The sequence below is a fragment of the Streptomyces sp. NPDC104307 genome, assembly GCF_055584045.1.
Genome location: NZ_JBVJMU010000006.1, coordinates 323,110 through 340,704, shown reverse-complemented (window position 1 = coordinate 340,704; position 17,595 = coordinate 323,110). Strand labels below are relative to the sequence as shown.

Annotated in this window: 14 protein-coding genes; 8 read left to right on the top strand and 6 right to left on the bottom strand. The window is 71.6% G+C overall.

What is annotated here, in order from left to right; translation table 11 throughout:
* Positions 1-44: 44 nt before the first annotated feature.
* Both ACZ601_RS18865 and ACZ601_RS18860 read right to left on the bottom strand, forming a co-directional pair.
* Positions 45-209, bottom strand: coding sequence for a hypothetical protein (locus ACZ601_RS18865; RefSeq protein WP_469539189.1), 165 nt, complete (start codon positions 207-209; stop codon positions 45-47).
* 237 nt (positions 210-446) lie between these two features.
* Positions 447-1,436: a LuxR C-terminal-related transcriptional regulator gene (locus ACZ601_RS18860; protein WP_469539186.1), complete on the bottom strand. Its 990-nt coding sequence runs from the start codon at positions 1,434-1,436 to the stop codon at positions 447-449.
* A gap of 252 nt (positions 1,437-1,688) precedes the next feature.
* Between ACZ601_RS18860 and ACZ601_RS18855 the strand changes: the two genes are divergently transcribed.
* Positions 1,689-2,645: a pirin family protein gene (locus tag ACZ601_RS18855; RefSeq protein ID WP_469539183.1), complete on the top strand. Its 957-nt coding sequence runs from the start codon at positions 1,689-1,691 to the stop codon at positions 2,643-2,645.
* Between the two features lie 108 nt (positions 2,646-2,753).
* On the top strand, positions 2,754-3,929 hold the full coding sequence (locus ACZ601_RS18850) for an AI-2E family transporter (protein ID WP_469539180.1): 1,176 nt from the start codon (positions 2,754-2,756) through the stop codon (positions 3,927-3,929).
* A gap of 77 nt (positions 3,930-4,006) precedes the next feature.
* Here ACZ601_RS18850 and ACZ601_RS18845 read toward each other — a convergent pair whose 3' ends face one another.
* Positions 4,007-6,136 carry an ATP-binding SpoIIE family protein phosphatase gene (locus ACZ601_RS18845; protein WP_469539179.1) on the bottom strand — a complete coding sequence of 710 codons (2,130 nt, stop codon included), beginning with the start codon at positions 6,134-6,136 and terminating at the stop codon, positions 4,007-4,009.
* A 164-nt stretch (positions 6,137-6,300) separates the two neighbouring features.
* Here ACZ601_RS18845 and aspS point away from each other — a divergent pair, with 164 nt between their 5' ends.
* From aspS to ACZ601_RS18830, 3 genes are all read left to right on the top strand, one after another.
* A complete protein-coding gene (gene aspS / locus ACZ601_RS18840) occupies positions 6,301-8,118 on the top strand; it encodes an aspartate--tRNA ligase (protein WP_440578201.1) in 1,818 nt (605 codons plus the stop codon).
* A gap of 284 nt (positions 8,119-8,402) precedes the next feature.
* A complete protein-coding gene (locus ACZ601_RS18835; protein WP_469539176.1) occupies positions 8,403-9,248 on the top strand; it encodes a L,D-transpeptidase family protein in 846 nt (281 codons plus the stop codon).
* A 66-nt stretch (positions 9,249-9,314) separates the two neighbouring features.
* Positions 9,315-9,896, top strand: coding sequence for a Uma2 family endonuclease (locus ACZ601_RS18830; protein ID WP_440578801.1), 582 nt, complete (start codon positions 9,315-9,317; stop codon positions 9,894-9,896).
* Between the two features lie 69 nt (positions 9,897-9,965).
* Here the strand turns inward: ACZ601_RS18830 and metG are convergent, their stop codons facing one another.
* Positions 9,966-11,579 (bottom strand): methionine--tRNA ligase, encoded by a 1,614-nt coding sequence (gene metG, locus ACZ601_RS18825; RefSeq protein WP_469539173.1) that lies wholly within the window; start codon positions 11,577-11,579, stop codon positions 9,966-9,968.
* 160 nt (positions 11,580-11,739) lie between these two features.
* Here metG and ACZ601_RS18820 point away from each other — a divergent pair, with 160 nt between their 5' ends.
* Positions 11,740-12,393 (top strand): response regulator transcription factor, encoded by a 654-nt coding sequence (locus ACZ601_RS18820; RefSeq protein WP_073733731.1) that lies wholly within the window; start codon positions 11,740-11,742, stop codon positions 12,391-12,393.
* Entirely contained in the window at positions 12,390-13,586 is a 1,197-nt protein-coding gene (locus tag ACZ601_RS18815; RefSeq protein ID WP_469539170.1) for a sensor histidine kinase, read from the top strand. Before ACZ601_RS18820 ends, ACZ601_RS18815 begins: the two co-directional genes overlap by 4 nt.
* Here ACZ601_RS18815 and ACZ601_RS18810 read toward each other — a convergent pair.
* A complete protein-coding gene (locus ACZ601_RS18810) occupies positions 13,535-14,899 on the bottom strand; it encodes a VWA domain-containing protein (RefSeq protein WP_469539168.1) in 1,365 nt (454 codons plus the stop codon). The two genes, ACZ601_RS18815 and ACZ601_RS18810, sit on opposite strands and share 52 nt — an antisense overlap.
* Positions 14,900-15,215: 316 nt before the next feature.
* On the opposite strand from ACZ601_RS18810, the gene ACZ601_RS18805 reads away from it, so the two are divergent.
* Positions 15,216-15,617: an RNA-binding S4 domain-containing protein gene (locus ACZ601_RS18805; RefSeq protein WP_327337842.1), complete on the top strand. Its 402-nt coding sequence runs from the start codon at positions 15,216-15,218 to the stop codon at positions 15,615-15,617.
* Between the two features lie 30 nt (positions 15,618-15,647).
* Here the strand turns inward: ACZ601_RS18805 and ACZ601_RS18800 are convergent, their stop codons facing one another.
* Positions 15,648-17,564, bottom strand: a complete 1,917-nt coding sequence (locus tag ACZ601_RS18800; RefSeq protein WP_469539165.1) for an FUSC family protein — start codon at positions 17,562-17,564, stop codon at positions 15,648-15,650.
* Positions 17,565-17,595 lie beyond the last annotated feature (31 nt).

Here is a 17,595-nt window from a genome sequence, read left to right as displayed (position 1 = left end):
TGTGCGCGGACTGGGCGGGTGGGCGGGTGGCGCGGGGCGCGCACCTACCACCAGCCGTTGTCGCCCTCGGGCCGGTCCACGACGGTCGCTCCGGCGGCCGGCTCCGCCGCCGAGGCGTGGGCCGTTCCCGTCGCGGTGAGGAGGGCGGTACAGGAGAGGGCGGTACAGAGGAAGGCGGTACAGAGGAAGGCGCGGAATCGTGCAGGCATAGCTGTCCCCCGGTGCGTCTGGCGAGTGCGGAATCCGGCGGAGAGAAGGGCGGTCGCAACCGCTCGTCGCCGGCGGAATCCATGCTGCTGCCGCGCCTGTTCACGGGGCAAGACGTTGCGTGCGGCGGCCATCAGCCATGGCGACAGGGCGCCACACCCCGTCCTTGTCTCAGAATGTGAGAATCTCCCGTAAGGGGTGTCCCGCCTTATGTAGGGGGGTGCGGCTCGGAGCCGGTCTCAGTCCAGCAGCCCGAGCTCCGCGACACGCAGGGCCACCTGGAAGCGCGTGTGCACTCCCAGCCGGTCCGTGAGGCCGGTCATGTACCGGCTCAACGTCCGGGAGGAGATGCCCAGATGACGGGCGATCGCCTCGTCCTTGACGCCGTCGGCGAGCATGCGCAGCACGATGAGGTCCTGGGAGTCGAGTTCCTCCGCGAGGGCGGCCGCCGGGGCCGCGGGACGCAGCGGCGTGGAGGTGTGCCAGCAGTAGTCGTAGAGCGCGTGCAGGGACCTGGCCAGCGCCTGGCCGTGGATGGCGGAGGCTCCCTCGCTGCTGTCCTGCGGGTTGATCGGAAGCACCGCGAGGTCGTCGTCGAAGAGGATCATCCGCAGCGGCAGGTAGTCCGCCGTGCGGGTCTCGCGCCCGATCCGTTCCGCGTCGGTCAGGTACGCCGCCATGTAGGGGACCTCGGCCGTCCGTCGCGAGTAGAGCGTTTCCACCCGGATGCCCCGGCTCTCCATCTCCTTGTCCCGCAGCAGCATCGCGTCCACGAGTTCCTCCGGCGGCGGCCCGCCGGGGTGCATCGACCGCATGCGCACGCCGCAGGTGCTGCCCGCGTCCTCCAGGAAGGCGTTCACCAGCGCCGGCGTCGGCAGGGTCTCGATCTCGACGGACTCCCGCCGCTCGTCGTGCAGTCGCGGATAGCCGCCGATCAGCGAGGCGACCGCGCCCCTGATCCTGGCCAGATGCTGCAGGTGCGCCTCGGTCTGGCGTTCCTCGGCGGAGAACAGCCGGGTCAGCGCGGCCTCCGGGGTGACGGTCACGTAGCCGCAGGGGGCCGACCACGAGGGGACCAGCAGGCCGACGGCGCAGAGCGCGTCGCAGGCCTGATCCGCCTCGGCGAGGGAGCAGCGGGCCTCGGCCGCCATCTGTTCGAGCGACCAGCCGGGATTCCGGTGGATCAGCCCGTAGAAGCGCTGGCGTACCCGTTCGGTCAGCTCGTTCACTCGTCCCCCTCGGTGTCGGCTCGGCTCCCCCTCCGTCGCGGCGGGACGTCGCGGCCTCCCCGTGGGCCGCCGAGAGGGGACAGAGCTGACCCATAGGTACCACTCACCCATCCGGGGGGTCGATCCTCCTGGCGGCCGATCCTCCTGGGGCCGATCCTCGTGCGCGGCGGGGGCGCGGGAATGGATGCCGCCTTGCAGGATGTTCACCATTCAACTAAATTGAACGCAGAACAGTCCCCGGAGGTGGCTCCCATGCCCGCAGTAACCGTCGAAAACCCGCTGACCCTGCCCAAGGTCGCCGCCTCTGGCGACGCCGTCGCCCGTCCGGTGCTCGCCGTGACCACGGCGCCCAGCGGCTTCGAGGGCGAGGGATTCCCCGTGCGCCGCGCCTTCGCGGGTATCAATTACAAGTACCTCGACCCGTTCATCATGATGGACCAGATGGGTGAGGTGGAGTACGCGGCCGGTGAGCCGAAGGGCACCCCCTGGCACCCGCACCGCGGCTTCGAGACCGTCACCTACCTGATCGACGGCACCTTCGTGCACCAGGACTCCAACGGTGGCGGCGGCACCATCCAGAACGGCGACACCCAGTGGATGACCGCCGGGTCCGGGCTGCTCCACATCGAGGCCCCGCCGGAGTCGCTCGTCACCTCCGGCGGCCTCTTCCACGGCCTCCAGCTCTGGGTGAACCTGCCCAAGGCCGACAAGATGATGGCCCCGCGCTACCAGGACATCCGCGGCGGCCAGGTGCAGCTGCTCGCCTCCCCGGACGGCGGCGCGCTGCTCCGGGTGATCGCGGGCGAGCTCGACGGACACCAGGGCCCCGGTGCCACCCACACCCCCATCACGATGATCCACGCGACCGTGCGCCCCGGCGCCGAGGTGACCCTGCCGTGGCGCGAGGACTTCAACGGCCTCGCCTACGTGCTGGCCGGCCGGGGCACCGTGGGCGAGGACCGCAGGCCCGTCCACATGGGCCAGACCGCCGTCTTCGGCGAGGGCTCCTCGCTGACGGTCCGGGCGGACGAGCAGCAGGACGGCAACACCCCGGATCTGGAGGTCGTCCTGCTCGGCGGGCGTCCCATCCGGGAGCCGATGGCGCACTACGGGCCGTTCGTGATGAACAGCCAGGCCGAACTGAAGCAGGCCTTCGAGGACTTCCAGGCCGGCCGCCTCGGCACCGTGCCCGCCGTCCACGGGATGTGAGCCGCGCCGTCCGCGTGATGTGAGCCGCGCCGCCGCCGTATGACGGTTCGTCACTCGTACGGCGGCGCGGGCGGGACACCGTCCCCGGGACGTGATCGGGTGGGGAGGGTGCAGACCCCCAAGCCCCTCCTGCCCGTGGGTGCCCGGCGACTGGCCGCCTGGTGCGGTGTCGTCCTGCTGGTCACCGGCGTCGCCGCGGTGGCCATCTGGCTCTGCGTCGCGCTCAAGACCGCCGTCACCCCCGTCCTGCTCGCGCTGCTCGGTACGGCGCTGCTCGGCCCGGTGCACCGCCGGCTGACCAAGCACGGGGTGAACCGTTCGGTGGCGGCCGGGTTCACCTGCGTGCTGCTCGTCGCGGTGGTCGGCGGGGCCGGATACATCGTCGTCGCAGCCCTCGTCGACACCGGCGAGCAGATCGTGCAGTCGCTGAAGGACGCCGGTCAGTGGGTCGTCGACCACTTCGGCGTCACCGGCAACACGGACGTGAACAACCTGGCCGACAGTGGCAAGAAGCTCGTCGAGAAGTTCGGCGCGAGCGCCGCGGGCGGGCTGCTGAGCGGCCTCAGTCTGGTCGGTTCGCTCATCGCCACGAGCGTCCTCGCGCTCCTGCTGACCTTCTTCTTCCTGCGCGACGCCGACCGGGCCGCGCACCTCGCGCACGCCGTCGCCCCGCGCGGCGCAGGTGACCTGGTCGAGGCGATGGGGAGGCGCGCGTTCGAGGCCGTCGAGGGCTTCATGCGCGGTACGACGTTCATCGCGCTCATCGACGCCGTCTGCATCACGGTCGGCCTGCTGATCCTGCGGGTGCCCGGCGCGGTGGGGCTGGGCGCGCTCGTGCTGGTCGGCGCCTACATCCCGTATCTGGGGGCGTTCATCTCGGGGGCCGTCGCGGTCCTGGTGGCGCTCGCGGACCGGGGCTTCGTGATCGCGCTCTGGGCGCTCGGGATCGTGCTCGCCGTGCAGGTGCTGGAGGGTCACATCCTCCAGCCGGTGATCCAGAGCCGTACGGTCCAGATGCACCCCGCCACCATCATGATCGCCTTGACGGCGGGCGCAAGCGTGGCGGGCCTGCTGGGGATGCTGCTCGCGGTCCCGGTGTGCGCGGCGGCGTTCGGCGTCCTCGGTGAACTGCGCAAGCGCGGAACGGGCGAACCACCCGACCCGCCGGACACACCCGACCCGCCGGGCACACCCGACTCGCCGGGCACACCCGACTCGCCGGGCACACCCAGCCCGCCGGGCACACCCAGCCCGCCGGGCACACCCAGCCCGTCCGGCGCTTGAGGACGGAACCCTCGCGCCGGAGTGCCCGAACGCGCCGGAGTGCCCGAACAGACCGCCCACGCAGAGCCGGGCCCCGGCTACGGCTCCGGGAAGGGAACCGGCTCCACCTCCGCCAACTCCACCGGCTCCGCCGACTCGTACAGCTCGAACCAGATCGACTTGCCCTCACCGCGCGGGTCCACCCCCCACGCGTCGGCGAGCATCTCCATCAGCACCAGTCCCCGCCCGCTGGACGCCATCTCGCCGGGCCGCCGCTTGTGCGGCAGCTCGTCGCTGCCGTCGGCCACCTCCACCCGCAGCCGCCGCTCCCCGTGCTCCCCGCTGGCCTGCGCCACCATCAGCGCGTCGCCGTCCGTGTGGACCAGCACGTTCGTGGCCATCTCGGAGAGCATCAGCACGGCGGAGTCGACCTGCTCCGGGTCCGCCCAGTCGTGCAGCATCTCGCGCACCTGCTGCCGGGCCGCCGCGATCCGTTCCGGTTCGGCCTGGGCGATGGTCAGCGCGGTCCGCCTCGGCGGGGTCAGCCGGGTCGCCGGGCTCTCGCGGCGCAGCAGCAGCACCGCGACGTCGTCCTCGCGGCGGTCCGAGAGCGGGCCCGTCGTGTAGTGCGAGGTGGGCCCGTGCACCGCCTGCACCAGGGCGTCCGCGAGCTTCTCCAGATCGCTGGTGTGCCGTTCCAGGATCGGCCGCAGCCGGACCCAGCCGGTGGCCAGGTCGTGCCCGCCGGTCTCGATCAGCCCGTCCGTGCAGAGCATGATCGTTTCTCCTGGCTCCAGGGTGAACCGGGTCGTCGGGTAGTCCGTGTCCGCCTCGATGCCCAGCGGGAGCCCGCCCGAGGTCTGCCGGATGAACGCGGTGCCGTCGGGCGTCATCACCACGGGGTCGGGGTGCCCGGCCCGCGCGATGTCGAGGGTGCCGGTGGCCGGGTCAGCCTCGGCGTACAGGCAGGTCGCGAAGCGCGGTCCGGTGTGCTCCGCGTCCTCGTTCGCGTCGGTGAGCCCGGAGAGGAAGCGCGAGGCCCGCGAGAGCACCGCGTCCGGGCGGTGCCCCTCGGAGGCGTACGCGCGCAGGGCGATCCGCAACTGGCCCATCAGCCCCGCGGCCCGCACGTCATGGCCCTGGACGTCGCCGATGACGAGGGCGACCCGGCCGTTGGGCAGCGGGATCATGTCGTACCAGTCGCCGCCGACCTGGAGCCCGCCCCCGGTCGGCACGTACCGCGCGGCCACCGTCATCCCCGGGATGCCGGTCCCCAGGGACGGCATCATCGTGCGCTGGAGCCCCTCGGACAGCTCCCGCTCGGTCTCGGCGATCCCGGCGCGGGCCAGCGCCTGCGCGAGCATCCTGGCCACCGTCGTCAGCACGGACCGCTCGTCCGGCGAGAACGACACCGGGTGCCGGAAGCCGGCCATCCAGGCGCCCATCGTGCGGCCCGCCACGATCAGCGGCAGAAAGGCCCAGGAACGGCGCCCGAACCGGCGGGCCAGCGGCCAGGTGGCCGGGTAGCGGTGGACGTACTCCTCGGGGCTGGGCAGGTAGATCGCCCGCCCCGTCCGCACGACCTCGGCGGCCGGGTAGTCGGTCTCCAGCGGCATGTCGTTGAACGGTCCCTCGTCACCGGCGTGCTGGCCGTGGTGTCCGACGATCGTCAGCCGCTCGCCCTCGACCCCGAAGACGGCCAGCCCTTCGGGCGAGAACCCCGGCATGGAGAGCGAGTAGGCGACCCGCAGCACCTCCGCCGTCGACCGGGCCTCGGCCAGTGCGCGTCCCGCGTCCAGCAGGAACGCCTCCCGGGACCGGCGCCAGTCGCCGGTGATCCGGTTCTGCGCCCCGTCGGCGCCCGGCTCCGGATCCGCCACCTCCTGGAGGGTGCCGACCAGCAGGTAGTCCGCGTCACTGCCCTCCGTGGGCGGCAGCGGCCGGGAACGGCTCCGTACGGTACGTATCACCCATCCGTGGCCGTCCACGATCCGCAGCCGGGCCTCGGCCAGCGTGCCCTCCGCGACGGCCAGGTTGACCACCCCGTAGATCTCGTTCCAGTCGACGGGGTGGAAGCGGGAGCGCACCTCCGACTCACGCAGGAGGCCCGAGTCGGAGGGCAGCTCCAGCAGCCGGGCCGCCTCGGCGTCGAGCCAGACCGTCCCGGCGGCGTTGTCCCAGCGCCAGAGACCGGTCGCGGTCGCGGCCAGGACTTCCTCGGTGCGCATTGCCCCACTTTAAGAAGATGTGGCGCCCGAACGCCACCGGCGGTCCCGGCTGCCACGCCCCCCGGCGTCCTCGCCGGGGACAATGGCAATGAAACGGCCGGGTCGCGGGCGGTAGCCTGGGGTGGCTGTATGTGCCCCCAACCGCGAAGACTGGATGAACGACGATGCATCGGTACAGGTCCCACACCTGCGGCGAGCTCCGCGCCTCTGACGTCGGCACCGACGTCCGGCTGAGCGGCTGGCTGCACAATCGCCGAGACCTGGGTGGCATCCTCTTCATCGATCTGCGCGACCACTACGGTCTGGTGCAGCTCGTCGCCCGCCCCGGCACCCCCGGCAACGACGCCCTGGCGAAGCTGACCAAGGAGACCGTCGTACGGATCGACGGCAAGGTCTCCGCCCGTGGCGCCGACAACGTCAACCCGGAGCTCCCGACCGGCGAGATCGAGATCGAGGTCACCGAGGTCGAGGTGCTGGGCGAGGCCGCCCCGCTGCCCTTCACGATCAACGCCGAGGACGGGGTCAACGAGGAGCGGCGCCTGGAGTACCGCTTCCTCGACCTGCGCCGCGAGCGCATGCACCGCAACATCATGCTGCGCTCCTCCGTGATCGCCTCGATCCGCTCCAAGATGGTGGCCCTCGGCTTCAACGAGATGGCGACGCCGATCCTCACCGCGACCTCTCCCGAGGGCGCCCGTGACTTCGTGGTCCCGTCCCGGCTGAACCCCGGCAAGTTCTACGCGCTGCCGCAGGCTCCGCAGCAGTTCAAGCAGCTGCTGATGATCTCCGGTTTCGACCGCTACTTCCAGATCGCGCCCTGCTTCCGCGACGAGGACGCCCGCGCCGACCGCTCGCCCGGCGAGTTCTACCAGCTCGACGTCGAGATGTCGTTCGTCGAGCAGGAGGACGTCTTCCGCCCGATCGAGAAGCTGATGACCGAGCTCTTCGAGGAGTTCGGCAACGGCCGCCACGTCACCTCGCCCTTCCCGCGCATCCCGTTCCGCGAGTCGATGCTGAAGTACGGCAACGACAAGCCGGACCTGCGCGCCAAGCTGGAGCTCGTGGACATCTCCGACGTCTTCGCGGACTCGGAGTTCAAGGCCTTCGCCGGCAAGCACGTCCGCGCGCTCCCGGTGCCGGACACCGCGGGCCAGTCCCGGAAGTTCTTCGACGGCCTCGGTGACTACGCCGTCGAGCACGGCGCCAAGGGCCTGGCCTGGGTCCGGGTCGGCGAGGACGGCAAGCTGGCTGGCCCGATCGCCAAGTTCCTCACCGAGGCGGACGTCAAGACGCTCACCGAGCGGCTCTCCCTCGTTCCCGGCCACGCCGTGTTCTTCGGCGCCGGCGAGTTCGACGAGGTCTCCAAGATCATGTCGGTCGTCCGCGTCGAGGCAGCCAAGCGCGCCGGCCACTTCGAGGACGGCGTCTTCCGGTTCTGCTGGATCGTCGACTTCCCGATGTACGAGAAGGACGAGGAGACCGGGAAGATCGACTTCTCGCACAACCCCTTCTCGATGCCCCAGGGCGGACTGCAGGACCTGGAGGAGAAGGACCCGCTGTCCATCCTCGCCTGGCAGTACGACATCGTCTGCAACGGCATCGAGCTGTCCTCCGGCGCCATCCGTAACCACGAGCCCGAGCTGATGATCAAGGCCTTCGAGATCGCCGGCTACGACCGCGAGACCGTGGAGCACGAGTTCGCGGGCATGCTCAAGGCCTTCCGCCTCGGCGCCCCGCCGCACGGTGGCATCGCCCCCGGCGTCGACCGCATCGTGATGCTGCTGGCCGACGAGCCCAACATCCGCGAGACGATCGCCTTCCCGCTGAACGGCAACGCCCAGGACCTGATGATGGGCGCGCCCACGGTGCTGGACGAGACGCGGCTGCGCGAGCTGAACATCCAGCTCCGCAAGCCGGTCGCGGCCACGAAGGAGAAGGCCGAGGCCAAGGACTCGGTCGTCAGGGACACCGGCGCGAAGTAGCGTCAGCGGTTCCGCTTCGGTTCCACGTGAAACAGCCCCCGGCCGGTCGGCCGGGGGCTGTTTCACGTCCTGGCGGGAGCTGCCCACACCTGGACTCCGGGCATACAAGTACACGAATCACCTGAACGGGTACAGCCGGATGGCCCCGGCGCCGGATTGGCCGGTCCCTGCTGCGGCAAAGACTGCCTGGGCCGACATCGGCACAGCGGACCCCAGGCCGTGGACCCCAGGCCGTGTCCGCCGAGCCGCCGCGGCTTCGCCACCGACTGCTGAGGAGCTCCTCCGTGTCCGTGCCCCGTTCGTGCGTGCCCCTGCGACTGCCGTATGTCCTCTGTGCCGTACTCGTCCTGCTGCTGACCGGGTGCGGATCGGGCGGCCTCCTCGGTACGGGGGACAGCGCCGCCCTCAAGGGGGCCCCGGGCGCCTCCGGTGTCCCCGGCCCGCCCCGGACCACCGTGCCGTCGCCCGCGGCGTCCCCCGCGCCGTCGTCGGCCGGACCCGCCGCCGCCCGGCCCAGACCGTCACCGGCCCCGCCCCGGGAGATCCCCGGGCTCGGCCCTCGGACCAGGGCGGCGATCCCGGCCGGTACCCGCCAGGCGTTCGTCGTCACCGGCGAGGCCATGGACTCCAACCGCTCCACCGCCGTGCTCTACACCCGCGACACCCCCACCGCGGACTGGCGGGCGGCCATGGCGCCCTGGCCCGCCCACAACGCCCTGAACGGCTGGACGGACGAGCACTGGGAGGGCGACCTCCGCTCACCCGTCGGCGTCTTCACCCTGACCGCGGCCGGCGGCCGGCTCGACCCCCCGGCCACGGCGTTCCCGTACGACCTGAGCCCGGACTTCAAGGTGGAGGGCGAGGGCTTCCACGGGGAGCCGCTGGAGGGCTCGTTCGACTACGTCATCGCCATCGACTACAACCGCGTCCCCGGCGCCTCCCCCCTGGACCACACCCGTCCGCTCGGCGCCGAGCGCGGCGGCGGCATCTGGATCCACGTCGACCACGGCGGCCCCACCCAGGGCTGCGTCTCGCTCGCGGAGGACCGGATGAAGGAGCTCCTCGGCCTCCTCGACCCGGCCAAGGACCCTGTCGTCGTGATGGGTGACTCCGCGTCCCTGAGCGCCTGAAAGCGACCGCGCGCCGCGGCGCCAGCCCGTAATCTGGATCTGCCCGACCGATTCGAGGAGGCTGGCGTGACCGTGATCGACAACGAGGTACTGACCCAGGAGACCTTCGAGGATCTGGCCCGTCATGCCATACGCGTGGACGAAGCGCTGCGTCTGGAATTCGTGAACGGGAAACTGGGGGTAAAGGCTGTGCCGGACGGGGACCACGGGCGGATCATCGTCTGGCTTACGCAGATCTGCATGCAATCGGATCCGGGTAACTGGCTCTTCGGCGAGCAGGGCCTGCACATCGAGACGTACCGGAAGGGCAACGCCCGTCCGGACGGCGCGTTGGCCCGTCTCGACGCCTTCGTCGGCCAGGGCGAATGGGCTGACCCGGCCCACGTCCTCATGACCGTCGAGGTCACCTCGTACGACGACGACACCGACCGCCGGGACCGGATCGAGAAGCCGCGCGCCTACGCGGAGACCGGCATTCCGGTGTATCTGCTCATCGACCGCGAGACCTGCGAGGTCAAGGTGCACTCCCAGCCGGACGGGGTGCGGTACGAGACGGTGGTCACCGTCCCGTTCGGCAAGACCGTCCGGCTGCCCGAGCCGGTGGGCATCGAGCTGGACACCGGGCCGCTCAAGGACTGGGTGCGCTGACGGACACGGACGAAGGGGCGGGACCGTCGCCGTGTGCGCGGTCCCGCCCCTTCGCCGTGGTCGCGTCCGTTACTCGGGCTTCTCCTCCAGGCGCGGGAACAGCACCGCGCCCTTCGTCACCGTCGCGCCCGGCGAAAGCCGGCCCCAGTCGGCGGCCTCCAGCATGCGCTGGTCGGCGAGCGCGCCCAGGGACTCCTCCGCGCCCAGGGACTCCCACAGCTTCTGCGAGGTGTCCGGCATGACGGGGTTCAGCAGGACCGCGACACCGCGCAGCGCCTCGGCGGCCGTGTACAGGATCGTCGCGAGGCGGGCCCGGCCCTCCGGCGACTCGTCCTTGGCGACCTTCCACGGCTCCTGCTCCGTGATGTAGCCGTTGACCTGCTTCACGAAGTCGAAGATCGACAGGATGCCGCCCTGGAAGTCCAGCTCCTCGCCGATCTTCCGGTCGGCCTCCGCGACGGCCTTCGTCAGCCCGTCCCGCACCGCCTGCTCGGGCTCGCCCGCCGCCGTGGCCTCGGGGAGCGCACCGCCGTAGTACTTGCCGACCATGGCCGCGAGGCGCGAGGCCAGGTTGCCGTAGTCGTTGGCCAGCTCGGAGGTGTAGCGGGCGGTGAAGTCCTCCCAGGAGAACGAGCCGTCACTGCCGAAGGCGATGGCCCGCAGGAAGTACCAGCGGTAGGCGTCCACGCCGAAGTGCGAGGTCAGGTCCTGCGGCTTGATGCCCGTCAGGTTCGACTTCGACATCTTCTCGCCGCCGACCATCAGCCAGCCGTTGGCGACGACCTTGCCGGGCAGCGGCAGACCCTGCGCCATCAGCATCGCGGGCCAGATCACCGCGTGGAAGCGCAGGATGTCCTTGCCGACCAGGTGCACGTTCGCCGGGAACGTGGCGTCGAACTTCTCCTGGTTGGCGCCGTAGCCCACCGCCGTCGCGTAGTTGAGCAGCGCGTCGACCCATACGTAGATGACGTGCTTGTCGTCCCACGGGACCGGGACGCCCCAGTCGAAGGTCGAGCGCGAGATCGAGAGGTCCTGGAGGCCCTGCTTCACGAAGTTCACGACCTCGTTGCGGGCCGACTCGGGCTGGATGAACCCGGGGTTGGCCGCGTAGAACTCAAGCAGCTTCGGGCCGTACTGGCTCAGCTTGAAGAAGTAGTTCTCCTCCTTGAGGATTTCCACCGGCTTCTTGTGGATCGGGCACAGCTTCGTGCCGTCCTCCGCCTCGATGAGGTCGCCGGGGAGCTTGTACTCCTCGCAGCCCACGCAGTACGGGCCCTCGTACCCGCCCTTGTAGATCTCGTCCTTGTCGTACAGGTCCTGAACGAACTCCTGCACCCGGTCGGTGTGACGCTTCTCCGTCGTACGGATGAAGTCGTCGTTCCCGATGCCGAGGTGCTCCCAGAGGGGCTTCCAGGACTCCTCGACGAGCTTGTCGCACCACGCCTGGGGCGTGACGTTGTTCGCCTCGGCCGTGCGCATGATCTTCTGACCGTGCTCGTCCGTGCCGGTGAGGTACCACACCTTCTCGCCCCGCTGGCGGTGCCAGCGGGTGAGCACGTCGCCTGCGACGGTCGTGTAGGCGTGGCCCAGGTGAGGAGCGTCGTTCACGTAGTAGATGGGGGTCGAGACGTAGAAGCTCTTCACGTCCTCGCCCCCCTGCTTCTCTGATCCAGTGGCCGCCATGGTCGAAATCCTAACGGTCCGACGAAGATCCACTCACACCGATAAGCGCGGCGGCGGACGCGGCGGCGGAGGCGGAGAGCTTTGCGAAACATCCCTTCCGGTAGCAAAGACGCATCCTGGGATGGAGTGGACACGCATGGACGAGGCAGAGGACATCACGATGCGGGTACTGGTCGCCGAGGACGAGGAGATCCTGGCGGAGCTGGTCGCCACCGGGCTGCGCCGGGCGGGGTTCGCCGTCGACACCGTGTACAGCGGCGACGCCGCCCAGGCCTACCTGGGACTGCACGACTACGACGTCGTCGTCCTGGACCGGGACCTGCCCCGGGTGCACGGCGACGACGTCGCCCGCGGACTGGTCGCCTCCGGCTCCCGCACCAGGATCCTGATGCTCACCGCAGCCGGGTCCATGGAGGACCGGGTCTCCGGACTCGACCTGGGCGCCGACGACTATCTGGGCAAGCCGTTCGAGTTCCCCGAGCTGGTCTCGCGGGTCCGCGCGCTGCGGCGGCGCAGCGCCCGCCCCGTGCCGCCGCAGCTGGTGCGGTACGGGATCCGGCTCGACACCGTGCGGCGTACCGCGTCCCGCGACGGGCAGGAGCTGGACCTCTCACCGAAGGAGTTCACCGTGCTGCAGCTGCTGCTGGAGGCCGACGGCGCGACGGTCAGCGCGGAGGAGCTGCTGGAGCGCGCCTGGGACGCCAACGCCGACCCGTTCACCGGGGCCGTCCGCGTCTGCATGAGCAAGCTGCGCGGCAAACTCGGTGAACCGGCGGTGATCCGCACCGTGCAGGGTGTCGGGTACGCCCTGTGAGGCAGCCGGCCCGGGTGCCGCACTCCACGATCAGGACCCGGATCGCGCTCGTCTACGGCGGGGTGTTCCTGGTGCTCGGCACGGCCCTGATGGTCACCGTCAACCTGGCCTCCCGCGCCGGTACGGACTCGCAGGCCCGCTCCATCGCCCGCACCGCCGCGGTCGTCCAGCCCGGCTACGCGGTGAACGGCCCCCTCGTCACCCGCCGGAGCCTCGGCCCGCCGACCGTCTACGACCTCACCGACCACGTCAGCGACGCGGCCGGGCACCAGCTGCTCATCTGGTCCGCCGCCGCGCTGCTCGTGATGACGGCCTGCGCGGTGGGCGTCGGCTGGTGGACCGCGGGGCGGGTCCTGCGGCCGGTCCACGTCATGACCGCCAAGGCGCGCCGGCTCTCCGAGCACACGCTGCACGAACGGATCGCCTCCAGCGGCCCCGACGATGAGCTGAAGGAGCTGGGCGACACCCTCGACGCGCTGCTCGCCCGGCTGGAGAAGGCCTTCGACAGCCAGCGGCGGTTCATCGCCAACGCCTCGCACGAGCTGCGGACCCCGCTGGCCACCCAGCGGGCGGCGATCCAGGTCGGCCTGGACGACCCGACCGCGGACGACCTCGTACGGACCCGGCAGACGCTCCTGGACAACAACCGGCGCAGCGAGCGGCTCATCGAGGGGCTGCTGGTGCTGGCGCGCAGCGAGCGGGGGCTCGCGAACGGCGAGCGGGAGGACGTGGACCTGGCCCGGGTGGTGGCGGAGGAGGCGGCCCGGCACCCGGGGGTGACCGTGGCGGTGGCCGGGTGCGCGGTGCGGGGGAACCGGATGCTGCTGGCCCAGCTGGTGGCGAACCTGCTGGCCAACGCGGTGACGTACAACGTGCCCGGCGGGACGGTGCAGATGTCGCTGGCCATCGCGGGCGGGGACGGGGTGCTGCGGGTGTCCAACACCGGTCCGGTGGTGGACGGTGCGGACATCCCGGGGCTGTTCGAGCCGTTCCGGCGGGGCGAGGGCAAGGACCGGATGGGGCCGGGCTCGGGGCTGGGGCTCTCGATCGTGCGGTCCATCGCGGAGGCGCACGGCGGTACGGTCACGGCGGTGCCGGGCCCGGAGGGCGGCCTCGCCGTGACCGTACGTTTGCCGGCCGGTCAGGCGCCCGCGGCGACCCACGCGGGCAGTGCGGCGAGCACCTCGCGGTAGAACACGGCGTCCGCGACCTCGCGCGGGGCGGGGCCCGCGTGGAAGAAGCCGGCGTTCGGGGCGTCCAGCTTCCGCAGGAAGTCGAAGCCCTTCGAGTCCTGCTCGCCGAACCCGACGAACTGGAAGAACAGCGGCAGCCGTGCCGCGTCCGCCAGCGCCTGGCGGGCGGCCTGCTTGGCGTCCGGCGGCCCGTCCACCTGGAAGATCACCAGCGCCGGGCCGCTCGCCCCGGAGCTCTCGTAGTGGGCGACGACCTCTTCGACGGCCCGGTGGTAGTTCGTCCGGCCGAGCCGGCCGAGGCCCGCGTTCAGCTCGTCGATCCGGCCCTCGTGGCCGTCCAGCCCGACCGTGCCGGTGCCGTCGATGTCCGTCGAGAAGAAGACGACCTGGACGGTGGCGCTCTCGTCCAGGTGCGCGGCGAGGGCGAGGGTGCGGTCGCCCAGGTGCTGGGCGCTGCCGTCCTTGTAGAACGGCCGCATGGAGCCGGAACGGTCCAGGACCAGATAGACGGTGGCCCGCAGGCCGGTCAGCCCGTGCGCCTTCAGCCCGGCCTGGGCGGCCTTGTACGGGGCGACGAGCTCGGGCGCGCGGGACTTGACCCGGGCGAGGGAGAGCGCGGGCTTGCCACCGGCGGGGGCGGTGACGGGTGCGGGGGCTGGGGTGGGCGTGGGGGTGGGCTCTGTGACGGGCTCGGTGGTTGCGGCGATGGGCTCCGGTGCGGGTTCCGGTTCCGGTTCCGTGATGGGTTCCGGTTCCGGTTCGGGGTCCGGGTCCATGTCGATGGTGATCGGCTCGGGAGCGGCCTCGGCGGCGACCGGCTCGACAGTGACCGGCTCGGCAGCGGGGATTTCCGCCGGGGTCTCAACGGGCTCCGGGGCCACGACAGCCGCCGGCGCCTCGACCGGGGCCGGCTCCGGCTTCATCTCCGGTTCCGGTTTCGGTTCCGGCTTTGCCTCCGTGGCCTTCGTCCTGGGACCTGAGCCCTGCGGCGGAACCGTGGGGGTGGCCTTGGGCGCGGGGGCGGCGGCCTTGTCGAAGGCGGCCGCCACCAGATCCGTCGCCAGGTTGTCGTCGTCCTCTGCGGACCGGGACGCGGTGGACCGGGAGGAGGCCGGGGCCGGGACCGATGCCTTGGCGGCCGGGGCGGGTTCGGGCTCCGACTCGGCCCGCACGACCGGTTCGTCCACCGCCACCGAGGACGACTCCGTGGGCCGGGTGCGCTCGCCCTGGGGCGGGACCGTGGCCGTCGTCGGGCCGTCCTGCTCCGTGACGTCACGGCCGAACACCTTGCGCAGCAAGCTCCGAATGCCCATGGGCGAGGCCTTTCACGTGAGTTGGGTGCGATGAATGTCCGTACTGCGGGAATTGATCCCTGGCCAGGGCGGATACGTAAGGTTAGCGGCCGGATCCGGCCGTTCGGTGGCGCGGCCCGCCTGAGGGACAACCGAGCCGAAACCGATCCCGGACCGAGTCCTGCAACTGCGCGGCGGTGGTCTGATGTACGTCATTCACATGTATTTCTGTAGTGCCGAGTTGCCTGGTTGACGGATACGTCCGGAGCCTGTGGACATCGGGCGCACTAGGGCCTGTCCGGCGGATCAGGGTCGGATAGGCCCTAGAGTCGCGAGCATGGTTTCCGGTGAGGCGCCGCAGGCGGCGGGCAGTGTTCGGGTCGACGTCTGGATCTGGTCGGTCCGGCTGACGAAGACGCGGGCGCAGGCTGCCGCCGCGTGTCGCGCGGGTCATGTGAAGGTGGCGGGCGAGCGGGCCAAGCCGGCCCAGGCGCTGCACGTCGGCGACGAGGTACGGCTGCGGCACGCGGGCCGGGACCGGGTGGTGGTCGTGTCGAAGATCGTGAAGAAGCGGGTCGGTCCTCCGGTGGCCGCGGAGTGCTTCGTCGACAACAGCCCTCCCCCGCCGCCGCGCGAGGCCGCGATCCAGGTTCCGGTACGGGACCGGGGGGCGGGGCGGCCGACGAAGCGGGACCGGCGCGAGATGGAGCGGCTGCGGGGAGAACCGCCTGCCGAGTGACCGCTCGTGGCCGGGCGGTCAGGGACTCTCCTACGGCTCGGGGGAGGCGATCGCCCTTGCCGCCGCTACCTCCTGGCGCAGCGGGGCCAGTACGCCCTCCTCGTCGCCCGGGAGTTCGGCGCGTACCTCCACCAGGACCTCGCTCGCCCTGATGCCCGACGCCAGTTCGCGCAGCTGCCGCTGCACCTCGGCCACCTCGGCGGGTTCCGGTTCCGGGGCACCGTGGTTGACGCGTACCCGGGCGGCGGTCGTGGCGTCCACGATGCGTTCGACCGCGACGACCAGGGGCCACCAGGCGGCGGCCCGGCGGCCGGTCGGGGGCGGCTCGGTCAGGGCGCGCTGGAACTCGGAGCGTACGGAGGACAGATCGCGGTAGATGCGGCGCCGCGCCCGGACCCGCTCCGCCCGGTCGCCGGGCGCCTCCGGCTCGAAGGCGTACGCCACGTAGTCCGCGATGTCCGTCACCGCGTCGGCCAGCCGGTGGCCGATCCGGGCGTGCCAGCTCTCCGGCCACAGCAGGTATCCGGCCACCAGCACGATGCCGCAGCCGATCAGGCTGTCCAGGAAGCGCGGCCAGACCAGGTGCACGCCCTGGTGGTTCAGCAGGTCAGACAGGAGCAGGATGACCGGCGTGATGGCCGCCGTCTGGAAGGCGTACCCCTTCGCCGTGAACGCCGGGATCAGCGCGGCGAGGAGCATCATCACCGGCACGTCCCACCAGCCGAGCGGCACCTCCGCCAGCACCGGCGCCGCGATGACGAGGCCCGCCGCCGTGCCCACGGAGCGCAGCACCGCGCGGGAGAACACCGAGCCGAAGTCGGGCTTGAGGACGAAGGTGACGGTGAGCGCCACCCAGTAGGAGCGCGGGACGTCGAACAGCGAGGTCAGCGACTGGGCCAGCCCGATGCAGAGCGCGAGGCGCAGCCCGTACCGCCAGGAGGGCCCGGACAGCAGGACGTTGCGGGTCGCGCGCCGGACCCGTACGCCCAGCGCGGCCGGACGGCCGAGCCGGTCGTCGACGTTGTACGGGTCGGGCTCGGCCTTGTGCACGACGACGGCGGCGTGCCGCAGCGCGCTGTCCACGGCGAGCGTGGCGGGTGACTCGGGCGCGGGCAGGGCGGGTTCGCCGCCGCCGGTACGGCTCTCCTCGATGTCGTCGGCCAGCGAACGCACCGCCGCCGGGATCTCGGGCGGCAGCGGCCGCCGCCGCAGGTGCACCGCGGGGGCGGCCTCGACGAGCGGGATGACGACGTTGAGCTGGGACAGCAGCCGCACCATCGCGCCGCTGCGGCCGTGGTAGCGGGCGCGCCGGGCCAGGACCAGGTCGTAGGAGGTGTTGAGGGAGTCGGTGACGGCCTGCCGCTTCTCCTCGTACGAGCCGGTACCGGCGGCGGCGAGCAGGTCCGCGACCGTGCGGTACGTCCCGGCGACCGCGACCCGTTCCGGCAGTTTCCGCCGCAGCGGCCAGGCCAGCAGGGTGAGTACGAGGACGAACAGTCCGCCGAGCGTCAGCAGCAGCGGCGCCACCCACCAGGGGTCAGGCATCGGAAGTCCGGCGCCCACCACCGAGTTGAGCAGGAGCAGCAGACCGGATACGGAGGCCACGGCGCCGATCGTCGACATCATCCCGGAGACGAGCCCGATGACCGTCAGCACGGCGACGGCGGCCCAGCCGGTCCCGTACACCAGGGTGCCGGTCATGATGCCGAGCGCGCCGAACACCTGCGGCACGGCGATGTTGAGGATGCGCATCCGGTACGCGTCGGCGGTGTCACCGATCACGCCGGAGAGCGCGCCCATCGAGACGAGCGCCCCGTACACCGGCCGGTCGACGGCGAATCCGACGGCGAGCGGTGCGGCCAGGGCGACGGACGCGCGGCCGACGGCGGCCCACGGGACGGGGGTGGGCTGCGGGCGCAGCCCGTACCGGAGCCAGACGGGCGGCATCCCCCGCCGCGGTGCCGCGACGGAACCTGTG